18 protein-coding genes are annotated in these 21,627 nt (G+C 47.6%); 13 read left to right on the top strand and 5 right to left on the bottom strand.

Features of this window, described 5'->3' with window-relative positions:
• The first annotated feature begins 95 nt into the window (after positions 1–95).
• From TES5_RS00905 to TES5_RS00895, 3 genes are read left to right on the top strand one after another with little or no spacing between them, the layout of a single operon-like run.
• The gene (locus TES5_RS00905; protein WP_068558797.1) at positions 96–1,967 is read left to right on the top strand and encodes a tellurite resistance TerB C-terminal domain-containing protein; all 1,872 of its coding nucleotides are present in this window, start codon (positions 96–98) and stop codon (positions 1,965–1,967) included.
• Positions 1,960–3,288 carry a BREX system ATP-binding domain-containing protein gene (locus TES5_RS00900; RefSeq protein WP_068558795.1) on the top strand — a complete coding sequence of 443 codons (1,329 nt, stop codon included), beginning with the start codon at positions 1,960–1,962 and terminating at the stop codon, positions 3,286–3,288. Before TES5_RS00905 ends, TES5_RS00900 begins: the two co-directional genes overlap by 8 nt.
• On the top strand, positions 3,288–5,363 hold the full coding sequence (locus tag TES5_RS00895; RefSeq protein ID WP_068558793.1) for a DEAD/DEAH box helicase: 2,076 nt from the start codon (positions 3,288–3,290) through the stop codon (positions 5,361–5,363). Before TES5_RS00900 ends, TES5_RS00895 begins: the two co-directional genes overlap by 1 nt.
• A 150-nt stretch (positions 5,364–5,513) precedes the next feature.
• Here the strand turns inward: TES5_RS00895 and TES5_RS00890 are convergent, their stop codons facing one another.
• The gene (locus TES5_RS00890; RefSeq protein ID WP_068558791.1) at positions 5,514–6,449 is read right to left on the bottom strand and encodes an acetylxylan esterase; all 936 of its coding nucleotides are present in this window, start codon (positions 6,447–6,449) and stop codon (positions 5,514–5,516) included.
• A gap of 180 nt (positions 6,450–6,629) precedes the next feature.
• On the opposite strand from TES5_RS00890, the gene TES5_RS00885 reads away from it, so the two are divergent.
• The 9 genes from TES5_RS00885 (at position 6,630) to TES5_RS00845 (ending at position 16,933) form a co-directional block, all read left to right on the top strand.
• The gene (locus tag TES5_RS00885) at positions 6,630–7,559 is read left to right on the top strand and encodes a glycoside hydrolase family 113 (protein ID WP_068558790.1); all 930 of its coding nucleotides are present in this window, start codon (positions 6,630–6,632) and stop codon (positions 7,557–7,559) included.
• An 87-nt stretch (positions 7,560–7,646) separates the two neighbouring features.
• The gene (locus TES5_RS00880; RefSeq protein WP_068558788.1) at positions 7,647–8,960 is read left to right on the top strand and encodes an ABC transporter substrate-binding protein; all 1,314 of its coding nucleotides are present in this window, start codon (positions 7,647–7,649) and stop codon (positions 8,958–8,960) included.
• 59 nt (positions 8,961–9,019) lie between these two features.
• Positions 9,020–9,898, top strand: coding sequence for a carbohydrate ABC transporter permease (locus TES5_RS00875; RefSeq protein ID WP_068558785.1), 879 nt, complete (start codon positions 9,020–9,022; stop codon positions 9,896–9,898).
• Positions 9,899–9,931: 33 nt separating this feature from the next.
• Positions 9,932–10,768, top strand: a complete 837-nt coding sequence (locus TES5_RS00870; protein ID WP_068559329.1) for a carbohydrate ABC transporter permease — start codon at positions 9,932–9,934, stop codon at positions 10,766–10,768.
• 19 nt (positions 10,769–10,787) lie between these two features.
• Positions 10,788–11,384 (top strand): hypothetical protein, encoded by a 597-nt coding sequence (locus TES5_RS00865; RefSeq protein ID WP_068558783.1) that lies wholly within the window; start codon positions 10,788–10,790, stop codon positions 11,382–11,384.
• 46 nt (positions 11,385–11,430) lie between these two features.
• Complete coding sequence (locus TES5_RS00860; protein WP_068558781.1) at positions 11,431–13,683, top strand: alpha-galactosidase; 2,253 nt, start codon at positions 11,431–11,433, stop codon at positions 13,681–13,683.
• Positions 13,683–15,146, top strand: coding sequence for a glycoside hydrolase family 1 protein (locus TES5_RS00855; protein WP_068558779.1), 1,464 nt, complete (start codon positions 13,683–13,685; stop codon positions 15,144–15,146). Before TES5_RS00860 ends, TES5_RS00855 begins: the two co-directional genes overlap by 1 nt.
• A gap of 123 nt (positions 15,147–15,269) precedes the next feature.
• Positions 15,270–15,983: a GntR family transcriptional regulator gene (locus TES5_RS00850; RefSeq protein ID WP_068558777.1), complete on the top strand. Its 714-nt coding sequence runs from the start codon at positions 15,270–15,272 to the stop codon at positions 15,981–15,983.
• Positions 15,984–16,054: 71 nt separating this feature from the next.
• A complete protein-coding gene (locus TES5_RS00845; protein ID WP_068558776.1) occupies positions 16,055–16,933 on the top strand; it encodes an ROK family protein in 879 nt (292 codons plus the stop codon).
• 246 nt (positions 16,934–17,179) lie between these two features.
• On the opposite strand, the gene TES5_RS00840 is transcribed toward TES5_RS00845, so the two are convergent.
• A complete protein-coding gene (locus TES5_RS00840; RefSeq protein ID WP_068558774.1) occupies positions 17,180–17,596 on the bottom strand; it encodes a bis(5'-nucleosyl)-tetraphosphatase in 417 nt (138 codons plus the stop codon).
• Between the two features lie 311 nt (positions 17,597–17,907).
• Here TES5_RS00840 and TES5_RS00835 point away from each other — a divergent pair, with 311 nt between their 5' ends.
• Positions 17,908–19,221 carry a uracil-xanthine permease family protein gene (locus tag TES5_RS00835; protein WP_068558772.1) on the top strand — a complete coding sequence of 438 codons (1,314 nt, stop codon included), beginning with the start codon at positions 17,908–17,910 and terminating at the stop codon, positions 19,219–19,221.
• Positions 19,222–19,352: 131 nt separating this feature from the next.
• Here the strand turns inward: TES5_RS00835 and TES5_RS00830 are convergent, their stop codons facing one another.
• From TES5_RS00830 to guaD, 3 genes are all read right to left on the bottom strand, one after another.
• Positions 19,353–19,733, bottom strand: coding sequence for a lactoylglutathione lyase (locus TES5_RS00830; protein WP_068558770.1), 381 nt, complete (start codon positions 19,731–19,733; stop codon positions 19,353–19,355).
• Positions 19,734–19,797: 64 nt separating this feature from the next.
• Entirely contained in the window at positions 19,798–20,214 is a 417-nt protein-coding gene (locus tag TES5_RS15110) for a hypothetical protein (RefSeq protein ID WP_157080381.1), read from the bottom strand.
• Between the two features lie 23 nt (positions 20,215–20,237).
• Positions 20,238–21,608: a guanine deaminase gene (gene guaD / locus TES5_RS00825; protein ID WP_068558768.1), complete on the bottom strand. Its 1,371-nt coding sequence runs from the start codon at positions 21,606–21,608 to the stop codon at positions 20,238–20,240.
• Positions 21,609–21,627: the final 19 nt, after the last annotated feature.

The raw sequence follows: 21,627 nt of genomic DNA, 5'->3' as shown, positions 1-21,627 counted from the left end.
CAAAATTCATAGAACAAGCGTTCTTGAATATGCGGTCCAATAGACGTATACTTAGGACGTATCTTTACTGTGACTGGGGAAGGGGGACCTCCAAAATGTTCGATTTCATAAATAAAATATTCAAAAATAAGAAGCTTACTGAAGAAGAAAAGATATCGATCATTGAATTGGTGAATAATGAGGAGTCTTTCATCAAACCAAGAGATCTCATCGTGGAGCAGAGGCATCAGAAAAAAGCTAAAGAGAGAGCTGAGCAGAAGGCCTCAGAAAGAGCTTGGATCAGCTATGTTTCGCCGCCCGTAAGATTGAATGACAATTTTACTAGGCAAATCGAGGAAGTGGTTGGTGCATTATTTGAAAGATTATGCGCCATCGTCGATGTGGAATTGAAAAAGAAGCATAAAAACATAAAACATGTGAAATATGAGCGTTACTATTATCATGTGACTGCTTTTGACGAAATCTATCGGTTATCCAGAGAGGTTGTTTGTTCTTCGTATCGACTGGATAATGTTCAAGTGTCTGTGTTTTTTTCCTATGACCTGAGAACCATGCTACCCTTGGATATCCAAAAAATCCTTACGCATGAAGTAGATGCGTACCGAAAAAATTTACCCTTTCCGGATGAGGAGACCAGAATAAAATTTGGATTGACGCAATTCGGCACCAAAATTGTTTGGTGGGATCCATCAGGAATGCTACGCGACAAACAATTTTTTGACGGGATCGAAATGGCGTATTTCGATCAGCTGAGGAAAAGGGTGACGAGGTTTACGGAAGTACCGTCTGTCATGAGCCTTTGTTTGCGGAATTACGCAGACCTTATGCAGCTTGTGTTGCATGATCTGGAGGATGGCTCCATCAAATGGAAGATCAAGCCCAATAATTATTTTAGGAAATATTTCCAATTACCACTGGATGATGAGCGTATCTGGGCAGAAACGGTCCGTTTGCCGGCAGACCTTTATCTCCTAGCCGAAAACATGATCCGCAAGGAGGTCGAGGGTCTCCGCGTGGTGCCTGCTGAGGAAAGCCTGCAGAATCTGCAAAAATATTTGCCGGATGAAACGTTCATGAAGATTCAAGGCTATCTGAGCCAAGAAGTTGAGCTGGAGCTGGATTATCAAACCATAACAGCCTTGCGGGACGTGAACAAAACCGTCTGGCATGAGGCCGCCAATCTGTTAATCAGCCAATCGCTTGAGCAGATCAGCGGGCTGCTTGAGGTTTTTGCAAAAGATCCGGACTTGAAGAAGATAGCCACGAAGGTGATCAAGCAAAGCGAGGATCCGGATAAGCGCATCATTTTTATATTTTTAATGGAAAGGATGGCTTTGCCGGTATCAAAAGCGCTGCAAAAAGAGCGGGATGGCTTCATTCAGCCAACCAGACAGGCCGATTATCAGCGGTTACTGGCTGATGCGGATCTGACATTCGAAAGGTTGCCGGGGCTTTTGAAGGAATGCACGCAACCGGTACGCAGAGAAATCAAACTGGACACAGCCTTAATCACCGCATCACATTCTGCTTTGGATACCATTATTGATATGGTTGACTCTTACCTGAGTGAGGAGAAAACCGATGAAGGGCTGGATTCGGCTTTGAGCCTGAATATTTTTGCAGAGATTGAAATGTCACTGGCTGAGGAGCAAAACGAAGCAGAAAGTAGGGTCTCCACATTGGTATCTCCTTCGGCTTCTATTATAGAAGAGCCCGAAAATCCGGACAGCGAGCAGGAGTCTGAGCATATGCTGTTCCTGAAACAGTTGGTGGTAGGCAACGGGATATCTTTGAATGATTTCAAGGAACACGCAAAAACTAAAGGAAAACTCCATCAGGCGTACCTAACAGAATTGAATGAAGTGCTGTATGAAATATTTGATGATCAAGTGCTTGTGATAAGCCAACAGCAGGTCATCATTGAAGAGGATTTTATGGAAGAAATGAGGGAATGGATAGATGGCTGAAATCAAGCTAAGAAAGAAGGATGCCCAAACGATTATTGCCTCGCTTGAGGCAGGCGTTGTTCCGGTAAAAGGGGTACAGCATGTGTTGGTAGGCAGGAGCAATGAAGTCAAGGAAATCATTGACACCTTGCAAAAATTGGAGGACGGCAACAGTGATTTGCGGTTTTGGGTAGGCGATTTCGGGTCAGGCAAAAGTTTCGTGTTGCGGACGATCGAATCGTTGGCGCTGCAAAAGAATTTCGTCGTCTCCACGATCGACTTGACCCCAACGCGTCGTTTCTATGATTCATCCGGGAAAGCGTTGGCGTTGTACAATGAAGTCGTCAATAAGATCGTCATCAAGAACAACCGCGACGGGAATGCGATTGAGACTATCGTGCAGCAATGGATTCAGGTTCTGCTCGAGCAGATTGCCGCGGAAAACAGTCTCACCGTTCCCGTTTTGATGGAAAAGACCCATTGGAAATTGGTGGAGAATGCCATTCTGAAGACGACGAATTCCTTCTATTCATCGGGGCTTTCCTATGAATTCGGGCAAGCGCTGATGAAGTATTTCGAGGGGATTGCGGGCGACAATATGTCCCTTCAGATTGAGGCGATTCGCTGGATCCGCGGGGATATCACGACGAAAACGGAAGCCTCCAAAGAATTGGGCATCAAGAACGTCATCAACGACTCGAATTATCTCATCGCCTTGAAAAATCTGGCGGAATTATTCCTGAAGATCGGCTACAAGGGATTTGTCATAAACTTTGATGAATCCGTCAATCTGTACAAATTACCGCGTTCGTTGACCCGTGAAAAAAATTATGAAATGATCCTCAATCTGTACAACGAAACGAAAACGAATGAAGCAAAAGGCTTATTCATCAATTTTGGCGCTACGAAGAACACGGTATATGACGAACGCAGAGGGCTGGCCAGTTATGGCGCTTTGAAAACACGCTTCGGGAACGAATTGATGAAAAATAAGGACTATGTCAATGTGAACAGCACCGTCATCGATCTGAAGCCGCTGACAGCGGAGGAAATCTTTATCCTTTTGACCAAGCTGTTGGAAATATACAATACGGCCTATCAAACGACGCTGACCGTGAAGGACAGCGAAATCAAGCAATATATGGAAGAACAATTGAACCGACCAGGAGCTGCTGCCTTTCTGACGCCGCGGTCCGTCATCAAGGATTATATCGAAATTCTGTCCTTGCAGCGCCAGAACCCGGACTATTCTTTCAGCCATATCCTTGCCGATCGCTTCGGCAGAAAGCCTTCAGTTGTGGCGAAGGACGCAGATGACCACGATGAAATAGAGGTTTACTGATGCAGGCATTTGACAGTCTCAGCCGGGACATCCAGCAGTACATCTATGATAAAGGCTGGCCGAGCTTAACGCGTATTCAAAATGCTGCCATCAAACAGGTTGCCAATACCGATCATAACATTATTCTGTCAGCTCCGACGGCATCGGGGAAAACGGAAGCGGCATTCATTCCGGCGCTGAACAGCGTGGAAGATTGGGATACGGGGCTGAAGGTGCTGTACATCTCTCCTTTGAAAGCACTGATCAATGATCAATTTCAGCGCATCAGCGAACTCAGTGCGTATTTGGATATACCGATCACGCCCTGGCATGGTGAGGTTTCCCAGGCTCAGAAAAAGAAAGTTGTCAATCAACCAAAAGGTATTCTGTTGATCACACCGGAATCGATAGAGGGCATGCTGGTGAATCGTCCTGGCAAGGCGCAGCACCTCTTTAAAGGGGTGGAATGGATCATCATCGATGAGTTGCACAGTTTTCTTGGGACGGAACGTGGTGTTCATTTGCAATCGTTGCTGCAACGGATCAGCCAATTCATGCAAGCGCCACGTTTCATCGCGATGAGCGCAACCTTGAACAAGAAGGATTTCGGTTATGCGAAAGCCTTCTTCGGCAGCCAGAGGGATACGGATATTCTCGTGGACCGCGATAAAAATGATCTGCTCGTCACGATAGACTACACGAGTGGTGAGGCGGGTCCCTTTGTCACAAGGGAATCCTTGGCAGCGATCTATCAGTATTCCAAAACGGAAACGATGCTGATTTTTCCGAATTCCCGCAACAGAGTGGAAGAAATCACCCATAAATTGGATAAGATGGCAAAAAAAGAGAACGCGCCCATCCGCTATTTTGCCCATCACTCATCGGTGGACAAACTTTTGCGTGAAGAAGTGGAATTTTTTGCCAAAAATAATGAGGATCAGCTGTTCACGATCACCTGCACCTCCACCTTGGAATTGGGAATAGATATCGGATCGGTGGACAGTGTGGTGCAGTACGGTTCTCCTCCATCCACTTCTTCGTTGAGCCAAAGACTGGGGCGCAGCGGACGGAGAAGCCACCAAAGCATCCTTCACATTGTGGAAGATGACTCCTGGGAAATGCTTCAGACCTATGCCGCATTGGATTTGCTGGAACGGGGTGAATTGGATGCAACAGAAATGATCGAGACTCCCTACAATGCTTTGGCGCATCAGGTGATGGCAATCCTTTTCCAAAAGGTCAGTATGCCGATGACGCAATTGTTGCAGCTGAATAAAACCTTTCCGGTCTGGTCAGCGATTTCGGATGCAGATTTGGCGCTGTTGATTGATTATATGGTTGAAAAAGACTTCATCGAAATCATGGATGAAGAGGCGATTGTCGGTTTGGAGGGAGAGCGTCTGCTGCGTTCCAGAGATTTCTATGCACTGTTTTTCACTACCAGTGATTTTTCTGTCCATTACCAGCATGAGCGCATCGGCAGTCTGCCGTTCACACCCGATATCCAGATCGAAAGCAAAATTCTGTTGGCGGCCCGGGTGTGGATCGTGAAAGATATCGATGTGAAGGCTAAGCGCATCATGGTGGAAATGACGAAAGAAGGAAGACCCCCGAAATTCATCAGCGACGAAGGCTTCGTCTCCAACGAAGTGCGTGAGAATATGGAAAAGCTCTTGCGGACGGGAGATTATCTGACCCTGAACAATGACAAGATCACCCGCGATTTTGATTTTTTGAAGAGTGAACTATACTACGATGACGGGAACTATTGGTATGAGGACAATCAGACGAATATAGGCATCGTGACATTCAGGGGGACTAAGTTCAATATCGCGTTGCTGCTGCTCATCAAGAGCATCGCAACTGAGGGAGAAAAATATCAACTGCATGACAAACACTCCTTGATCACGGGTCCCGACATAAAAAGGATGGTGGAACGACTTGCTGGAGGGGATGTTTCTCTGGATAATGTCGTAGCGTATCTGGAGAAAAACGAGAAGGCCATCGAAGAATTGACGGCCCATCAAAAATTCATGCAATTGGTTCCCACAAGTTTGAAAATCAAATGGATACTGAACAACTTCTTTTCGGTTTGAATTGACAGAGTACGAAAACTGGCAACGTAAAAACTTCGGGAATAATCTTGGTCAGATTCGAAGCATTGAATACAGTGATGAAGAGGCAACCTCAAACTAGAAAATACTATTCTAGTTTGAGGTTGCCTCGTTTTTTTTTAATATTTATCTTTACTCCACAAAATACCCGCGCAACTCATCACTGACCTTCGGCAAGTATTCATGCCCATATTCCGGCAGCTCAATGAGCTGCTTTTTTGCATTGATCTTGTTGTAGGTAGCCATCTGCGTAATCGGAGGGACAACTGCATCCTGCAGGCCTACGACCCAACAGACTTCGGCTTGGATGCGCGGGGCGAAATGCTGGATGTCGATGTATTCAAGGGTATCGAAGACCTCCTTTTCGCGGTTATGCAGCGGGTCGCGGAATTGGAACCAGTATGGAATCTCTTCGAATGCCGAAGTCTGAGCGCCGAGCGCGTAGGCTTTGCGGTAGTCGGACAGGAACGGGTAGGTGACGTAGATCCGATACAGATCCGGCACCAATCCGGCGCAAGCGACCGTCAGACCGCCTCCTTGTGAAGCGCCTTGCGCGTAGATTCTGGTTTCATCGACAAAATCCAATGATTTGAGGATGCGTGCTGCATGAGCGGTATCCAGAAAAACCTGCCGATAATAGAGGTTTTCTTTGCCTTCCTCCATGCCGCGGATAATCAGCCCCTTCATGACGCCACCTTTTGTCTTCGTGCAGTCCTCCGACAAACCGCCTTGACCGCGGGCATCCATCGCCAACACAACGAAGCCTTCCGCAACCCAGCCGACTTTATCCTGGAAATCCCCTGAATCGCCGTGATAGCCATGGAATTGCAGCATCCCTTTTAATTTTTTGCCTACCGTAGACTTAGGGGTCACTAGCTGGCAATGCACGTCAGCGCCGCCGACACCGATGAACGTCAAGTGATAAAAAGTAGCCACTTCTGATGGGATTACTTCTATTTCCAACTTGTATTCGAGCGGCAGACTCTCCATCTCGCGCAAACCCGCGTCCCAAAACGTATCAAAATCCCGCGGGCGTATGCCGCTTCCTTGATAATCCTTATAATCCATCCTGTATCCTCCAATTTTTTTTACCAGTAATAGCTGGAAATTTTCATTCGCATCATGTACCCAAAAGTTAGACATATCAGTTCTTTACAAATCTGTCATTATGATGAATAATGATGATACCGCATACAATGATAAATATATACTTTTAATTTAATATGTCAATATATAAAGGAGAATATTATGGATTTCATTAAAGGGGTCACGTTCGGATTTATGAGTCGGCGCGGGGAGTGGGAGGAGGATGAGTCGTTCGAATCCTTGCGGTTGTTGAAGGAGCGCTGTGCAATCGACCATGTCATTTTGGCTGTAGTTGTGGAACAGCCAACCATCCATGCCACGGAAATAGAGTGGCAGGCCGATTCCGTATTGTCGGATCGGGAAGTGATCGGGATGATCGCTTATGCCCATGAGCTGGGGTTGAAGGTTATTTTGAAGCCGATGGTCAACGTAATTGATGGCATGTGGCGCGCGCACATCAATTTTTTTGATCACGATGTACCTTGCGAGCCGAAATGGTCGGACTGGTTCGCTTCCTATACCGATTTCATCAGCCATTACGCGGCTCTCGCGGAAGAGACAAAGTGTGAAATGCTCGTCATCGGTTGTGAGCTGGTCAACAGCGATCGACGGGAGCAACAGTGGCGCGAACTTATTGCTGCAGTACGGAAAGAATATCGGGGTGAAATCACCTATAACTGTGACAAGTATCAGGAGGATCATGTCGCATGGTGGGACGCGGTCGATGTCATCTCATCTTCCGGCTATTATCCAATCGATAGGTGGGAACAGGAGTTGCAGCGGATCGGGCAGGTGGTCGAAAAATACAACAAGCCATTTTTCTTCTGTGAGGTGGGATGTGCCAGTAGGAAGGGGGCCAAGTGGTTGCCAAACAATTGGGAACTGGAAGGCAGCGTTGATTTGAGCGAGCAGAAAGAATGGTATGAAGAAATGTTCAAACAGACTACGCGGCATAAATGGGTCGGAGGTTTTGGATTATGGGACTGGAAAGCGCACCTCTATCCATTGGAAGAGTACAACAAAGACAGCGATTATGCGCTTTTTGGGAAGCCGGCAGAGGAAACGGTAAGGAATTATTTTAAAAATAAATAACTTTACGTATAAAAGTATATACATTTAAAAATAAAAGTGATAATATGTATTCGTAAACGCTTACTAAAATTTGAGGAGGATTTAAAGATGAGAAGAAATACAATTTTTGGCAAAGCTGGTTTGACGATCGCATCATTGTTGGTATTGGCTGCTTGTGGCAGTGCAGCTTCGGAATCGGGCAGCAATGAAGAAGGTGTCGAAACAATCACGTTCATCAACCATAAAACGGACTGGGAAGAAAACGGCAAGTGGGATGAATACATGACAGCCTTCAATGAAAAATATCCGGATATCAAAGTAGAAATCGAAACGATGACCGATTACGCAGGACAGATGAAAACGCGTATGAACACAGAAGAATACGGCGATCTGTTGATGCTTCCGGCTGACATTTCACCGACCGATTTCGAGCTGTTTTTTGAACCTTTGGGTGACAAAGCGGAGTTGAGCGAGACCTATATGGGCTTGAACGATCGCTCCTTTGAAGGCGTGCAATATGGTATTCCTACGCAGTTGAATGCTACTGGGATGGTCGTCAACATGAAAGTGTTTGAAGATGCAGGCATCACCGAATTCCCGAAAACACCGGAAGCATTCGTCGCGGCTTTGGAAACGATCAAAGAATCCAATCCTGAAGTGACACCTTTGTATACGAATTACGCGGCAGGCTGGACGCTTTCCAACTGGGACTTCACACGGACTGGGGTATCAGGTGATCCGGATGTGACGACGAAGATGGCGGAAGATTCAGCTCCTTTCGAAGCGGGAGACACCATGAACACGATTTATGATGTGCTTTTCCAAGTCGCTGAAAAAGGATTAATCGAAGCAGATCCTACAACATCAGATTGGGAACAATCGAAACTGGATTTGGCTAGTGGTAACGTCGCGGTCATGGTTCTGGGAAGCTGGGCTGTGCCGCAGATTCAGGAATTAGCCGAAGGGCATGAAGAAGACATTACTTTCCAAACATTCCCTGTTACAGCAACTGACGGTAAGCAATATATGGGTGTCGGCGGTGACTATAACTTAGCCATCAATGTCAATAGTGAGCATAAGGAAGCAGCACGTACGCTATTGGATTGGTTGATCAATGAATCGGATTACGCAGTGGATAACGGTGGGTTGCAAGCCGTCAAAGGCGGCGACTACCCAGCTTCTCTGAAAGCCAGCCAAGAAGCAGGGGTTGTCCTATTGGAGGAAAACGCTGCTCCTGAAGGCAAAGAATCCTTGTTCTCCGACGTAAATAATATGTCCGAATTGGGTGTTGGTGCGACAGATTTGGAGAAACAACGGATCATCGATGCAGCCATCGGAAATACGGATGAAACGTTTGAAGAAATCATGGCAGACTTTAATGCACGTTGGGCTGACGCCATTAAAGAAGTCAGCGGCAACTGATTGATGGAAGCAGGCGTCCTGGATAGGGGCGCTTGTTTTGTAAATGGAGGGGAAAAACTGTGCATAGAATTAATTTAAGTCAAAAAGCTGAGAAAAAATTACTCATCTTTTTATTTACGATCGTTCCGGTTTCTTTACTGCTGCTGTTTTCTTATTATCCGTTGGTGAAGATGTTCCAGTACAGTCTGACCGATTGGAACGGGATTACGCCCGATCCAAATTTTGTAGGATTGGATAATTACCGGACCGTTTTGACGAATCCAAAGTATTTTTCCGTATTTAAAACCAGTTTCTATTATTTCACCGCTACTTTTTTCCAATTGGGCATTGCGCTATTGTTCGCTACGATCCTATCTTTTAAAGTGAAATTTGCGAATTTTTGGAAAGGGATATTATTCTTCCCTTATCTGTTGAACGGAGTGGCGATTGGCTTCATCTTCCTCTATTTCTACAAAGGTGGGGGAACCTTGGATACGGTCCTGACGTTCTTTGGATTGGAGGATCAGATCCAATTATGGTTGGGAAACCGTTCCATCAACAATATTTCGCTGGCGTTCACCTCCGTTTGGCGCTATACCGGCTTCAACTTCCTGGTTTTCCTTGGTGCGATCCAATCGGTCAATCCGGAAATTTATGAGGCGGCTGAAATCGATGGGGCCAACCAATGGGATAAATTCCGTTACATCATTGTTCCTAGCATCAAGAAAATCATCTTTTTGAACATCATTCTCGGAATCAGCGGGTCGCTCAGCGTATTCGATATCCCATACATCATGACGGGTGGCTCGAACGGAACAACGACTTTCGTCATCCAAACAATCGCCACGGCGTTCAAGTACAACAAAACCGGTTTGGCATCCGCGATGGGTATCATCCTGCTTGTAATCGTGATTGTGGTTACGGTTGTCCAGAAGCTGGCTGTAAAGGAGGAAAGGTAGACGATGGAAATGACAGAGATAACGCAAAAAATCATGAAAAAAGGCCGGAAATTCGGCTGGACAATCGGGAATTTTTTCAAATATACAATCCTCTTGATCGGGGCGATCGCGGCGGTGCTGCCTTTGTTGGTCGTACTGATCGGATCATTCAAATCCAATGAAGAATTCCTGACGTCTGGCGTTTTGGCCTTGCCGCAGCAACTGGATTTCTCGAATTATGTCACAGCGTTTGTGAATGGTCAGATGCTGACGGGCTTCAAAAACACATTTTTCATCTTCATTGTCAGCATGGTCGGAAAGTTGACGCTCGGATCGATGTTCGCCTACGCGATGAATCGCTTCGACTTTCGTTACAAGAAGCTGATTCTTACCTTATTCATGACAGCGATGCTGATTCCTGGCATCACAAGTCAAGTAGCTACTTTCCAGATTATCGAAAGCATGGGCTTGTTCAACACGATCTGGTCCGTCATCGTCCTCAATTTGGGTACGGATGTCATCTCCATCTACATCTTTATGCAGTATCTGGACGAAATTCCAGTATCGCTCGACGAATCAGCCTATCTTGATGGGGCGTCGCATTTCCAAATTTTCTGGAAAATCATTTTGCCCAATTTGAAGGCGCCGATTGTGACGATGCTGATCATCAGTGGTGTGGGTGTCTACAACGACTTCTACAACCCATTCCTGTATATGCCGGCTCGCGAACTGAAGGTCATTTCCACTGCATTGTTTGCCTTCAAAGGACCTTACGGAACCAATTGGCCAGTCATTCTGGCTGGTGTCATGATCGTGATCGTCCCGATTCTTATTTTGTTCGTCAGCTTGCAGAAATATATCTATAACGGCGTAGCAGGATCTGTGAAATAAAGCCGAAAGGAGCAGGATGATGGAAAAACAATCAAGAATCGTACGCTTTGTCGAGCAGGTATATCGTTTGGTTATCGGGTCACTCCTATATTGGAAGACAATCCTCTCATCAGGGGGCTTATGTGGTTTCGTGGTCGCTGCGGATAGGTTGATGGCGTTTCTTTCATCGGGTGAGCCAACCGGTGCAGAAAAAATAGAAAGTTTGCCGTACAGAAAACTGCTTTCTTTCATCTGGTGTGTGTTGTTCAGCGTCGTTTTGGCTGGCTACCTGCTTATCGGCAAAGGTAAAGGGACTGAGATGACTCTCTTTCTCTGGATAATGATCACCACGGCATTCGTGTTGTATCATATTTTCCTGGTGACGCTCGTCGTGTTGGATAAAGAGAACGAGCGGACTCTGTCAAACGGATTGCTCTATGCTCACACCCTGGATCACATGTTCCGCAATCCAACGAAGAGCTTGTACTTCCTAGTTCTTTCAGTCAGTGCGCTCTTGATTGGCTTCTTCAATCTCATTCTGTTTGTTTTCCTAGTTCCGAGTATCTACTGGTGGTTGTTGACCAAAGGAATGGGGCAACAGAAAAAGCAGCCAAAAATTGTGGCTGGTTCAACCTAATTCGGAGTGCTGACCGCTCGTCATCAATTTAAACAGGAGGTTCAACGTGACAAACTACATCCACATCAATGAAACCAACAAAGAATTCCATCTGACGAACGGCAATATCAGCTACATCTTCCGCGTGATGGAACAGACAAACACCTTGGAGCAACTGTATGCGGGGAAGACGATAAAGCACCGCGAGTCGTTCGGGCACCTGATCGAAAGGGAGGTGCGTCCGTCGAACAATCAAGTGACGGGCGATCATACGACTTCCTTGGAACACGTCAAACAGGAAATGCCTGTATACGGAACGACTGATTTCCGCTATCCGGGTCTGGAAATCCGCTATCCGGAAGGCGATAGGATCAGCCAATTCGAGTATCAATCCTATCAAGTCGAAAAAGGGAAAAAGAAACTGCCAGATTTGCCGGCAACTTTCGCGGGTGCAGAGGAAGCGACGACCCTGAGAATCCTTCTGAAGGATCGCTATTCCGATCTTATCCTGACGTTGTCCTACACGATTTTCCATGAGCTCAGCGCGCTGACACGCCATGCCGAAATCGAGAATACCGGCGAGGAGACTTTCCAGCTGGAACGGTTGATGAGCCTGAGTGTGGATCTGCCGACGGATGATTATGATTTCATCCATCTGCACGGCGCTTGGGCGCGGGAAGCGCACCTGGAACGCAAACCGCTCATGACGGGTGTGCAGAGCGTGTCGAGTACGCGCGGCGCCAGCAGCCATGTGCACAATCCTTTCTTTGCCTTGGCGAAGAAGAATACGAACGAACAGCAAGGGGAAGTATTCGGGTTCAGCTTCGTCTACAGCGGCAATTTTCTGGCGCAAGTGGAAGTCGATCCCTATCATGTAGCCCGAGCGATGCTGGGGATCAATCCGCATCAATTCGGTTGGGAATTGGAGCCGGGTGCTGCCTTTACGGCTCCAGAAGCAGTCATGGTTTACAGTGATGCCGGTCTGAACGGGATGAGCCGAACTTTCCACGACCTTTACCGGAAGCATCTGATCAGTCCGAAATGGTCCGGTAAGAAGAGGCCGATCCTGATCAACAACTGGGAAGCGACGTATTTTGATTTCAATGAAGAAAAAATAATGGAACTGGCAGCCGATGCGAAAGCGTTAGGCATCGAACTGTTCGTTTTGGATGACGGCTGGTTCGGCAAGCGCGACAACGATGCCAGCTCCTTAGGAAATTGGACGGCCGATCCCAAAAAACTGCCGAACGGAGTGGAAGGCTTAGCCGAAAAAATCCATTCGCTAGGTTTGCAGTTCGGACTCTGGTTCGAACCGGAGATGGTATCGGTCGGTACACCGATACATGAGGACCATCCTGATTGGAAAATCGGGCACCCTGGCAAGAACATCTCGCATGGCCGCAACCAATATGTGCTCGATTTTTCGCGTCCGGAAGTTGTGGAGAACGTCTTCAATCAGATGGATGCAATCCTCGACAGTAAGTCGATCGATTATGTCAAATGGGACATGAACCGCTACATTTCAGAAGCCTACTCGCAATCCCTGACTGCGACAAAGCAAGGGGAAGTGATGCACCGCTATATTCTGGGCGTCTATGCGCTTTACGAAAAAATCCTCGACAAGTATCCGGAGCTACTGATCGAATCCTGCGCCGGCGGAGGTGGGCGCTTCGATCCGGGCTTGCTGTATTACGCACCACAGACTTGGGCCAGTGATGACACCGATGCGGTTGAGCGTTTGAAAATTCAATACGGTACTTCGATGGTCTATCCCTTGTCTGCAATCGGCAGCCATGTTTCGGCGGTGCCGAATCATCAGGTCGCCCGCATGACTTCCTTGAAAATGCGTGGTGATGTGGCGACTTTCGGGACCTTCGGATATGAAATGGACAGCACAAGTTTGTCTGATGAAGAAAAGGAGATTGTTCGTGAACAGGTTGTGCAAGTCAAACGTTGGCAGCCGCTGATCCATCAGGGCGATTTCTACAGACTGGAAAGTCCGTTCGAAAGCAACACGACTGCCTGGATGGTCGTTGCTTCCGACAAGTCGGAAGCGTTGGTCGGCGTCTACCATGTGTTGGCGAAGCCGAACCCAGCCTATGAACGGATCTTGCTGGAAGGACTTGACACGGATGCTTTTTACAAAATCGATGGAGCAGAGCTTGCCCGTTATGGAGATGATCTGATGCAGATCGGCCTTGTGCTTGGCGGGAACTACATCGGGCGTGCACAGGATTATTGGGGTCGCAGTATGCCGGGAGATTTCTCTAGCCAGCTTTATCATTTACAAAAAATAGACAAGAGCGAGGATGACGGATAATGAAAATTGATTTTCCAAAAGATTTTTGGTGGGGAGCGGCCACATCCGGTCCCCAAAGTGAGGGACGTTTCAACAAAAAACATGCCAATGTGTTCGATCATTGGTTCGAAGTGGAGCCGGATGCTTTTTATGATCAGGTAGGACCGGACACGGCTTCAAATTTCTACAACAGCTACAAAGAGGATATCGCTATGCTGAAAGAAATCGGCCTAAATTCTTTCCGCACATCGATCCAATGGTCGCGTCTGATCGATGACCTGGAGGAAGGAACCGTCAATGAGGATGCGGTCCGTTTCTACAATGCCGTCATCGACGAATGTCTGGTTCAAGGCATCAAACCGGTCATGAATTTATTCCATTTCGACATGCCGATTGAACTGCAAAACAAATACGGCGGTTGGGAATCGAAGCACGTGGTTGATCTGTTCGCGAAGTTTGCCGCCCAGTGTTTCCGATTGTTCGGCGACAGAGTGACAGACTGGTTCACATTTAACGAGCCATTGGTGATTGTGGATGGTGCCTATCTGTACCAGTTCCATTATCCGAAAATCGTCGACGGCAAAAAAGCGGTGCAGGTAGCCTACAATATCGCTTTAGCTTCGGCCAAAACAATCGCAGCTTTCCGGGAAATAAACACGAATCCAGCTGGGAAAATCGGTATCATCCTGAATCTGACGCCATCCTATCCCGCCACGGAAGAGCCGGAAGATCTTGCTGCGGCAAATTTCGCCAATCTCTGGATGAACGATATGTTCCTGAATGCGGCCGTAAAAGGCGCTTTCCCGCAAGAACTGGTGGCTACGTTCGAAAAGGATGGCGTCCTGTGGAATGCGACAACGGAGGAGCTGCAGTTGATCGGTGAAAATACGATTGATGTACTCGGCGTCAATTTTTACCATCCGAACCGCGTCCAACGGCCTTCCGTATCTGCGGATAGCTTAGCTGTGGACTGGATGCCCTCGCGCTATTTTGAGGAGTATGCAATGCCCGGCCGCCGGATGAACGTGGACAAGGGGTGGGAAATCTATCCGCAGGCCTTGTACGACATCGCTTTGAATATCCGCGACAATTACGGCAATATCCCTTGGTTCGTTTCGGAAAATGGGATGGGGGTTTCCCGGGAAGAACGCTATTTAAATACGGAAGGCATGATCGAGGACGACTACCGCATCCAATTCATCCAAGAGCATCTTTACTGGGTGGCCAAAGGAATCGAAGAAGGCTCGAACTGCTTCGGATATCATCTGTGGACACCAATCGATTGTTGGTCGTGGGGAAATGCCTACCGCAATCGCTATGGCTTTATCTCCAACAATATCCACACCCAAGTGAAGACAATCAAAAAGTCCGGCTATTGGTTCAAAGGAGTATCCGAAGTGGGAAAACTGGAAGTTCCGGATGCCATTGTTGAAAAGTGGGGAGAACCGGCCTTGGATTTTGACGCTGCGCAAGCAGTATTCTAGAGAATGAAAGATTGTCAGAAAGTCATGTTTTCGTTATACTAAAGATATAGACTTTTTGTGCGAAAATCTACTTTTTTTGATGTTTCTCACGAAAGCTGTTATCGAGAGGAGCAGTGCGAAAATATGCAAAAATATGTCATCATTTCCAATGATATCCGGAATAAAATTTTGAAAGGGGAGTACGTTGCAAACCAACAGATCCCTTTTGAAAAAGATTTGTGTGTCCATTATGGTGCCAGCAAAATGACGGTCAAAAAAGCATTGGACATTTTGGTGTCGGAAGGGCTGATCATCAAACGAAGAGGATCCGGTACGTTCGTGAAAGATTTGAACCCGGATGAAATCGAGCGTGTTGCAATGGCGAACCAATTCCGTGGGACATCGGCTCTATACGCCGGCAAAAAAGTCTTCAGTAAAATCCTGAACTTTTCAGTTGTGAAGGTGCCGGATGTCGCCGCAAAGAAAATGAATATTGCCGCCGATAGCTTCGTATACGATATTCATCGTGTCCGCTATGTGGATGATGAACCATTCGTGATGGAAAAAATGTATATGCCGATCGATGTTATCCCGAATATCAAGGAAAAAAATATTAAGGGTTCGATTTATGAGTATATCGAAAAAGATCTCCATCTGAATATTCAAAGTGCGCATCGGACGGTATCCGTCCGCAAAGCCACGGATTTTGAAGCGGAGGAGCTCGGTTTGGAGAAAGGCGATCCTGTTGCGGTTGCCGAACAGGTGGGTTACCTGGATACCGGCAGTGCATTTGAGTTTTCCACTTCCATCCATCGTTATGATAAGTTTTCCGTCGAAATCGTTTTGACCCGGAATTGATTGGTTGTCGTGCAAAAGCAAGTTGGGCACACATTCAGAATATGATCATCATGTAAACGGAGCGTGTGTGTATGAGTATAGTTGTATTTGATATCGGCGGTTCCGCCGTGAAGTTCGGATTATGGCAAGGGGATGCATTGACAGGCAAAGGTTCTTTTGGGACACCGAAAACCTGGAATGCGATGAAAGCCGAGATGAAATCAGTATTTGATGGATTTGCGGCTGCCGGTTCGATTGAAGGTGTCGCAATCAGTTCGCCGGGAGCTGTCGACAGCGATACGGGAATCATTGGCGGCATCAGTGCGGTGCCGTACATCCATCATTTCCCGATCAAAGTGGAGTGGGAAACCTTATTTGGCAACCCGGTTTCCGTCGAGAATGACGCGAACTGTGCGGCTTTGGCGGAAGTATGGCTGGGTGCGGCGAAGGATGTACAACATGCGTTGTTCATCGTCATCGGATCCGGCATCGGCGGTGCGGTGATCTTGAATCGCCAATTGTTCAAAGGTAAAAATCTCTTCGGAGGCGAGTTCGGCTACATGCTGCTTGATGGGGAGAATACGCTGAGTGGATTGGGAAGTCCTGTTCAAGTCGCAGAGCGCTATGGAAAGGCGATGGGTTTGCCAGACGGAGTGGCTGACGGGAAGTATCTGTTTGAAAAAGCGGAAGAAGGAGAACCGGTGGCTGTTGTATACGTGGATGGCATGATCGATGCTTTGGCGCGCGGCATCTATAACCTCTCAGTCAGCTTCAATCCGGATCGTGTCATAATCGGTGGCGGCATTTCCGTCCGCGAGGATCTGATCGCGCGCATCCGGGAACGGACAGCCTACCATCTAAATGCACATGGCGCAGAAGGTGTCGAGCCGGACATCCAAGTCTGCGCTTTCCGGAATGATGCGAACCTGATCGGTGCTGTTGCACACTTTCGGGAGACGATAGGTTTGTAGGAGTTGTTGCGATTTTACGGATTTGTGGCTTGGTGGCTTGAACTCCGGCGAGATTGGTGTTGGACGGAGAAGGGGATTTGAATCGATCCGGTCCTACGGTGGCGCAGAGCTCGCCGGAGCAGGATACTCGAAGAACATAAAGACCTCCGACTAAGCCGTCGTTCGCCGGAGCAGCAACCATTACTGAAATTTGAAAGAAAAGAAGGGCCTCCTCAAAAAAATGAGGCGGCCCTTCTTTACTCACTGTTAGTTTTTCATTCCTTCAATAAAATCGATGGCGGACTGCAGGATATTTTTGTCGTTGTCATAGGTGATGGCCTGCAACGCTTCGTTGAACGGCATCCAGGCGAAGTCGGTGACTTCGGCATCCTGTTTTTCAATCGTTTCTGTATGAGCAAAGGCGATGAAGTAGACGACTTCTTTCATTACGTCAGGAGCCGGGGAGTAGCTGATTGATTTCCGGAAGGTGGTGCTTAGATCGGTGCTCAAGCCGGTTTCTTCCTTGATTTCCCTCAATGCCGTTTCGACTTCCGTTTCGCCGTCCTCAACATGGCCTTTCGGGAATGCCCAATGGCCGCCGTTTTCGTGTTTGATCAACAATACTTTTCGGTTCGTGTTATCCGGGGAGAGCACGATGGCTCCGCACGATTTTTCTGATTTCATAGTTTATGCTCCAATCATTAGTTTCGTTTCATACAGTATAACAAAAAATCGGCCTGCATCGCACCCGTATCTGATGCTGATCCATAAAGCATAATTCGTTATTTCAATACAAATACCCAAAAAATATCCGAAATGTTCGCTTTTAACCCCGATTAATACCGAAAATGTGAATATTCTAATAATGAAAGCCCTTATAATTCGGTATTTCCGCTTTACAATTGTATGCGATATCGATATAATTTTATTTGTCGTTAATAAACGAATTATATTTTGTTTTGCAATCATTAATGTTCGTCATCAGGAGGAGAAGCATGGAAGAGAAAGTACATACAGGCCTGACTTACGGGGTAGAGGATAAACCCGATTTAGGCACGACAATCGTTTTAGGATTTCAGAACGTCATCACCGCTTTCGGTGGTTTAGTGGCAGTACCGCTTATCATTGCCGGAATCGCAGGTTTCGGGGTTGAGGATACTGCTTATATGGTCAGTGCGGCGCTTTTGGCTTCGGGCATCGTTTCAATCATTCAATCAAAAGGTTTCGGTCCGAAATGGTTCCGCGTCGGAGCAGGCTTGCCGACGATCATGGGAACTGACTTTGCTTTTGTGGCACCAGCAGCTGCCGTCATCGGTGCGGGCGGCATCACTGCCTATCTTGGCGGTACAATGCTAGGCGCTTTGTTGGAAATTATTTTGAGTTATTTCGTAAAACCGTTATTGAAATTTTTCCCGCCGGTAGTGACCGGATCGGTTATCTCCTTGATGGGGATGACGCTGATGTCCGTTGCGATGGGCTGGGCAGGCGGCGGTTTCGGATCTGAGGATTTCGGTAATCCGATGAATATCGGCATCGCAGTGCTCGTGTTCCTTATCATCGCTTTGATCAACCATTACGGACCAAGCAAAATCGCGCCAGCCGCTGTTCTGATCGGTGCCGCAATCGGTTATGTCGTCTGCATTCCGTTGGGGATGGTCGACTTCGGCCAGGTCGTTGCCGCTGAGTGGTTCGCGTTCCCACAATTATTCAAATTCGGAGTGCCTGATTTCAAGCTTGAGTACGCGATTCCTTTCGTATCCGGCTATCTGGTAACAGTCATTGAAACAGTCGGCGTTATGCAGACATTGGGCGCCGTTACGGAAACGAAACTGACGGATGAAAGAATCGCTGCCGGTGTCCGTGCGGATGGTTTCGGCTCGTTCATCGCGCCGTTCATCGGTTCCGGTCCTGCCGCGACTTTCAGCCAAAATGCTGGATTGATTCCGTTGACCCGCAATGCTTCCCGTAAAGTAGCCATCATGGGCGGTATCATCATGATCGTGATGAGCTTGTTCCCTAAATTTGCTACACTGATTTCAATCATGCCGCAACCTGTATTGGGTGGAGCCGGCATCCTGATGTTCGGTACGGTTGCTGCTGCCGGTGTGCAGTCACTGTCACGCGTTGAATTCAACAACCGCAACATGATCATCGTCGCTTCTGCGTTGGGTGTAGGTCTGGGTGTTTCCTTTGTTCCGGATACAGTGGCGCAATTGCCAGGCATCTTGAGCGGATTGTTCTCTTCCGGTATTTCGGCTGGTACGATCGTTGCGTTGGTGTTGAACATCATTTTGAAAGAAAAAGTCTAAACATACGCTGCTTGAGCAGCTTGAATGAAAAGAAACACGTAAGCATCCGCTTGGCTGCTTGCGTGTTTCTTTTTGGGTAAATGAAGGCATATTGAAAAGACGATATGCTTCCATTAATAATTTTCGAAAAATTATTTTGCGCGCTTTACTTCAATTCGATAGCCATCAGGGTCCGTCACAAAGAAATAGGTGGGTGTGCCGCCTGAAAGTCCTTTTAACTCACCTGTTTCGTAAGCAGAAGCTTTACAAACTTCATGCATTTTTTCTAAGTCACTGACAGTCACACCTAAATGACTGAAGCCATTTCCTACAGTATATGGCTCGGCATCGTAATTGTAAGTGAGTTCAATTTGTACAGAAGAGCCGGGAGAATTCAGATAAATTAAATCAAACTTATTTTCAGGGAATTTTCTGTGGCTGGCAACTTCAAAATCAAATAGATTAGTATAGAAGTCTAATGTAGCGTCAATATCTCTGACACGCAGGCAAATCTCAACGAGTTTTTGGTTCATAGTATCATCCTCCAATAATGTTATGTTTTCATTTTAACATGGATAGGTCATATGGGCATTTTATTTACCCGAAGCGAAACAGAGCTTGCTGAAGGAGTAGAGGGGCACGTATCATAACTACTGATAAAAAATGCAGTGACAAACGATCCGGAGACTGTCCGATAACCCGAAAGAATCGGACATCCCGGCCTTCTACGATGATGCGGATGTCCGATAACCCAGAAGAATCGGACAACCAGAGCCCGGCTGACGATGCGGTTGTCCGATAACCCGAAAGAATCGGACAACCAGCTCCCGGACGACGATGCAGTTGTCCGACAACCCGGAAGAATCGGACAACCAGAGCCCGGACGATGATGCGGTTGTCCGATAACCCGAAAGAATCGGACAACCACGTTACGAAAATACAAAAAGCCTCCGAATCATCAACAATTCGGAGGCTAGCTGGAGTTGCCGCGGCAGCAAACCAAATGCAGCACAACTTAAATTCGCCTTGCGACTCATTTACGTCCGTTTATGCACGCATTCGCCCTGGACCCAGACCTCGCGGATGTTTTCCGGACGGCTCAAGAAGAGGATTTTGTGCAGCAGATCTTCCATCGAAATTCCTTCGTCGAACAGCGGCAGTTTGGCGTTAGGCGCGTTGACGTCGATCACTTGGACATCCCAGGCATAGTTTTCCTTCAACCGTCCGATCGGCAGGCTCAAGCTCTGTCCTCCGCCAGCAGTCGCATAGTAGAACGCCTCGTTGGCGGTAATCCGAGAATGCGGCAGGCCGCGATCCGTAGCGAGTAACGACGGATCGACGCCTTCCTCCAGCATCCTCGATGAGATGACTGCCTGACGGATGTTGTCGAAAAGGCTGGGGGAGAAGCCTCCGGAGATGTCCGTGCCCAAGCCGATGTCGATCCCTTTCCGAGTGAAACGGGAAGCGGGAAGGACACCGTTCGAGAAGCAGACATTCGAAATCGGACAATGGGCGATTGCTGTGCCGGTTTCAGCAAACAAATCGGCATCCGAATCCGAAAGGAAGACGGCGTGCGCCATGACCGCTTTGTCCTGCAGAAGCCCCATCTCATGGAGCGCAAACGTGTCGCTCTTGTGCATCCGTTCGAGGACATAGTTGTGCTCCCAATCGCTTTCGCTGCAATGCGATTGAATATGTGTATCATACTTTTTAGCTAACTCGCCGAGTCCCGCCAACGCTTCGTCCGTGCAGCTCGGAATGAATCGGGGCGTCACGACCGGATAGACACCTTGTTTGGTCGTCTTGTTCAATTCCAGGACCTGCTGGATGAAGCTTTCCGTATCCGCCAATGCGGCTTCGGTGCTTTCGTCCCGGTAATATTCTGGATTCTCTTCCTTGTCGTCCATGACCACTTTCCCGACCAAACCGCGTTGGCCTTTGTCGGCGCAGATCTGGGCCAACAGATAGCTTGCTTCCTTGTGGATGGTCGCGAAATAGAGCGCAGTCGTCGTACCGTTAGCCAACAAGGTCGTGACGAGATCCTGGTATACTTTGCGTGCGAAATCCAAGTCGGAGAATTTCGATTCCAGAGGGAAGGTATAGGTGTCCAGCCAATCCTGCAAAGGGATGTCCATGGCAGTGCCGGCTTGCGCCCATTGCGGAGCGTGGATATGAAGATCGATGAAGCCCGGCAGAAAATATTGTCCGTCAGAAAGCTCACGGAATGAGTCCCTTCCGCTGTAGGCAGCTAAGACCTTTGCATATTCAAGATCTTGCGGATGCAGAATGCGCCGGATCAAGCCCTCCGCATCCAGACAAAACAGACAATCCTCCAATGCGCGCACTTCCTGTGGCAACCTGCTCGTGAAAGCTGTCCCCCGAAACACTTTTTCAAATGAGTAATCCATGCTAATTCCCCCATGTCCT

It is taken from the genome of Trichococcus sp. ES5 (assembly GCF_900067165.1).
GTDB lineage: Bacteria > Bacillota > Bacilli > Lactobacillales > Aerococcaceae > Trichococcus > Trichococcus flocculiformis.
This window is presented reverse-complemented; position numbering and strand designations above follow the sequence as displayed.

Bases quoted from the DNA above. Each gene is read 5' to 3' on its own strand.
- TES5_RS00905 (WP_068558797.1), top strand. From the start codon at position 96: ATGTTCGATTTCATAAATAAAATATTCAAAAATAAGAAGCTTACTGAA.
- TES5_RS00900 (WP_068558795.1), top strand. From the start codon at position 1,960: ATGGCTGAAATCAAGCTAAGAAAGAAGGATGCCCAAACGATTATTGCC.
- TES5_RS00895 (WP_068558793.1), top strand. From the start codon at position 3,288: ATGCAGGCATTTGACAGTCTCAGCCGGGACATCCAGCAGTACATCTAT.
- TES5_RS00890 (WP_068558791.1), bottom strand. From the start codon at position 6,449: ATGGATTATAAGGATTATCAAGGAAGCGGCATACGCCCGCGGGATTTT.
- TES5_RS00885 (WP_068558790.1), top strand. From the start codon at position 6,630: ATGGATTTCATTAAAGGGGTCACGTTCGGATTTATGAGTCGGCGCGGG.
- TES5_RS00880 (WP_068558788.1), top strand. From the start codon at position 7,647: ATGAGAAGAAATACAATTTTTGGCAAAGCTGGTTTGACGATCGCATCA.
- TES5_RS00870 (WP_068559329.1), top strand. From the start codon at position 9,932: ATGAAAAAAGGCCGGAAATTCGGCTGGACAATCGGGAATTTTTTCAAA.
- TES5_RS00865 (WP_068558783.1), top strand. From the start codon at position 10,788: ATGGAAAAACAATCAAGAATCGTACGCTTTGTCGAGCAGGTATATCGT.
- TES5_RS00855 (WP_068558779.1), top strand. From the start codon at position 13,683: ATGAAAATTGATTTTCCAAAAGATTTTTGGTGGGGAGCGGCCACATCC.
- TES5_RS00850 (WP_068558777.1), top strand. From the start codon at position 15,270: ATGCAAAAATATGTCATCATTTCCAATGATATCCGGAATAAAATTTTG.
- TES5_RS00845 (WP_068558776.1), top strand. From the start codon at position 16,055: ATGAGTATAGTTGTATTTGATATCGGCGGTTCCGCCGTGAAGTTCGGA.
- TES5_RS00840 (WP_068558774.1), bottom strand. From the start codon at position 17,596: ATGAAATCAGAAAAATCGTGCGGAGCCATCGTGCTCTCCCCGGATAAC.
- TES5_RS00835 (WP_068558772.1), top strand. From the start codon at position 17,908: ATGGAAGAGAAAGTACATACAGGCCTGACTTACGGGGTAGAGGATAAA.
- TES5_RS00830 (WP_068558770.1), bottom strand. From the start codon at position 19,733: ATGAACCAAAAACTCGTTGAGATTTGCCTGCGTGTCAGAGATATTGAC.
- guaD (WP_068558768.1), bottom strand. From the start codon at position 21,608: ATGGATTACTCATTTGAAAAAGTGTTTCGGGGGACAGCTTTCACGAGC.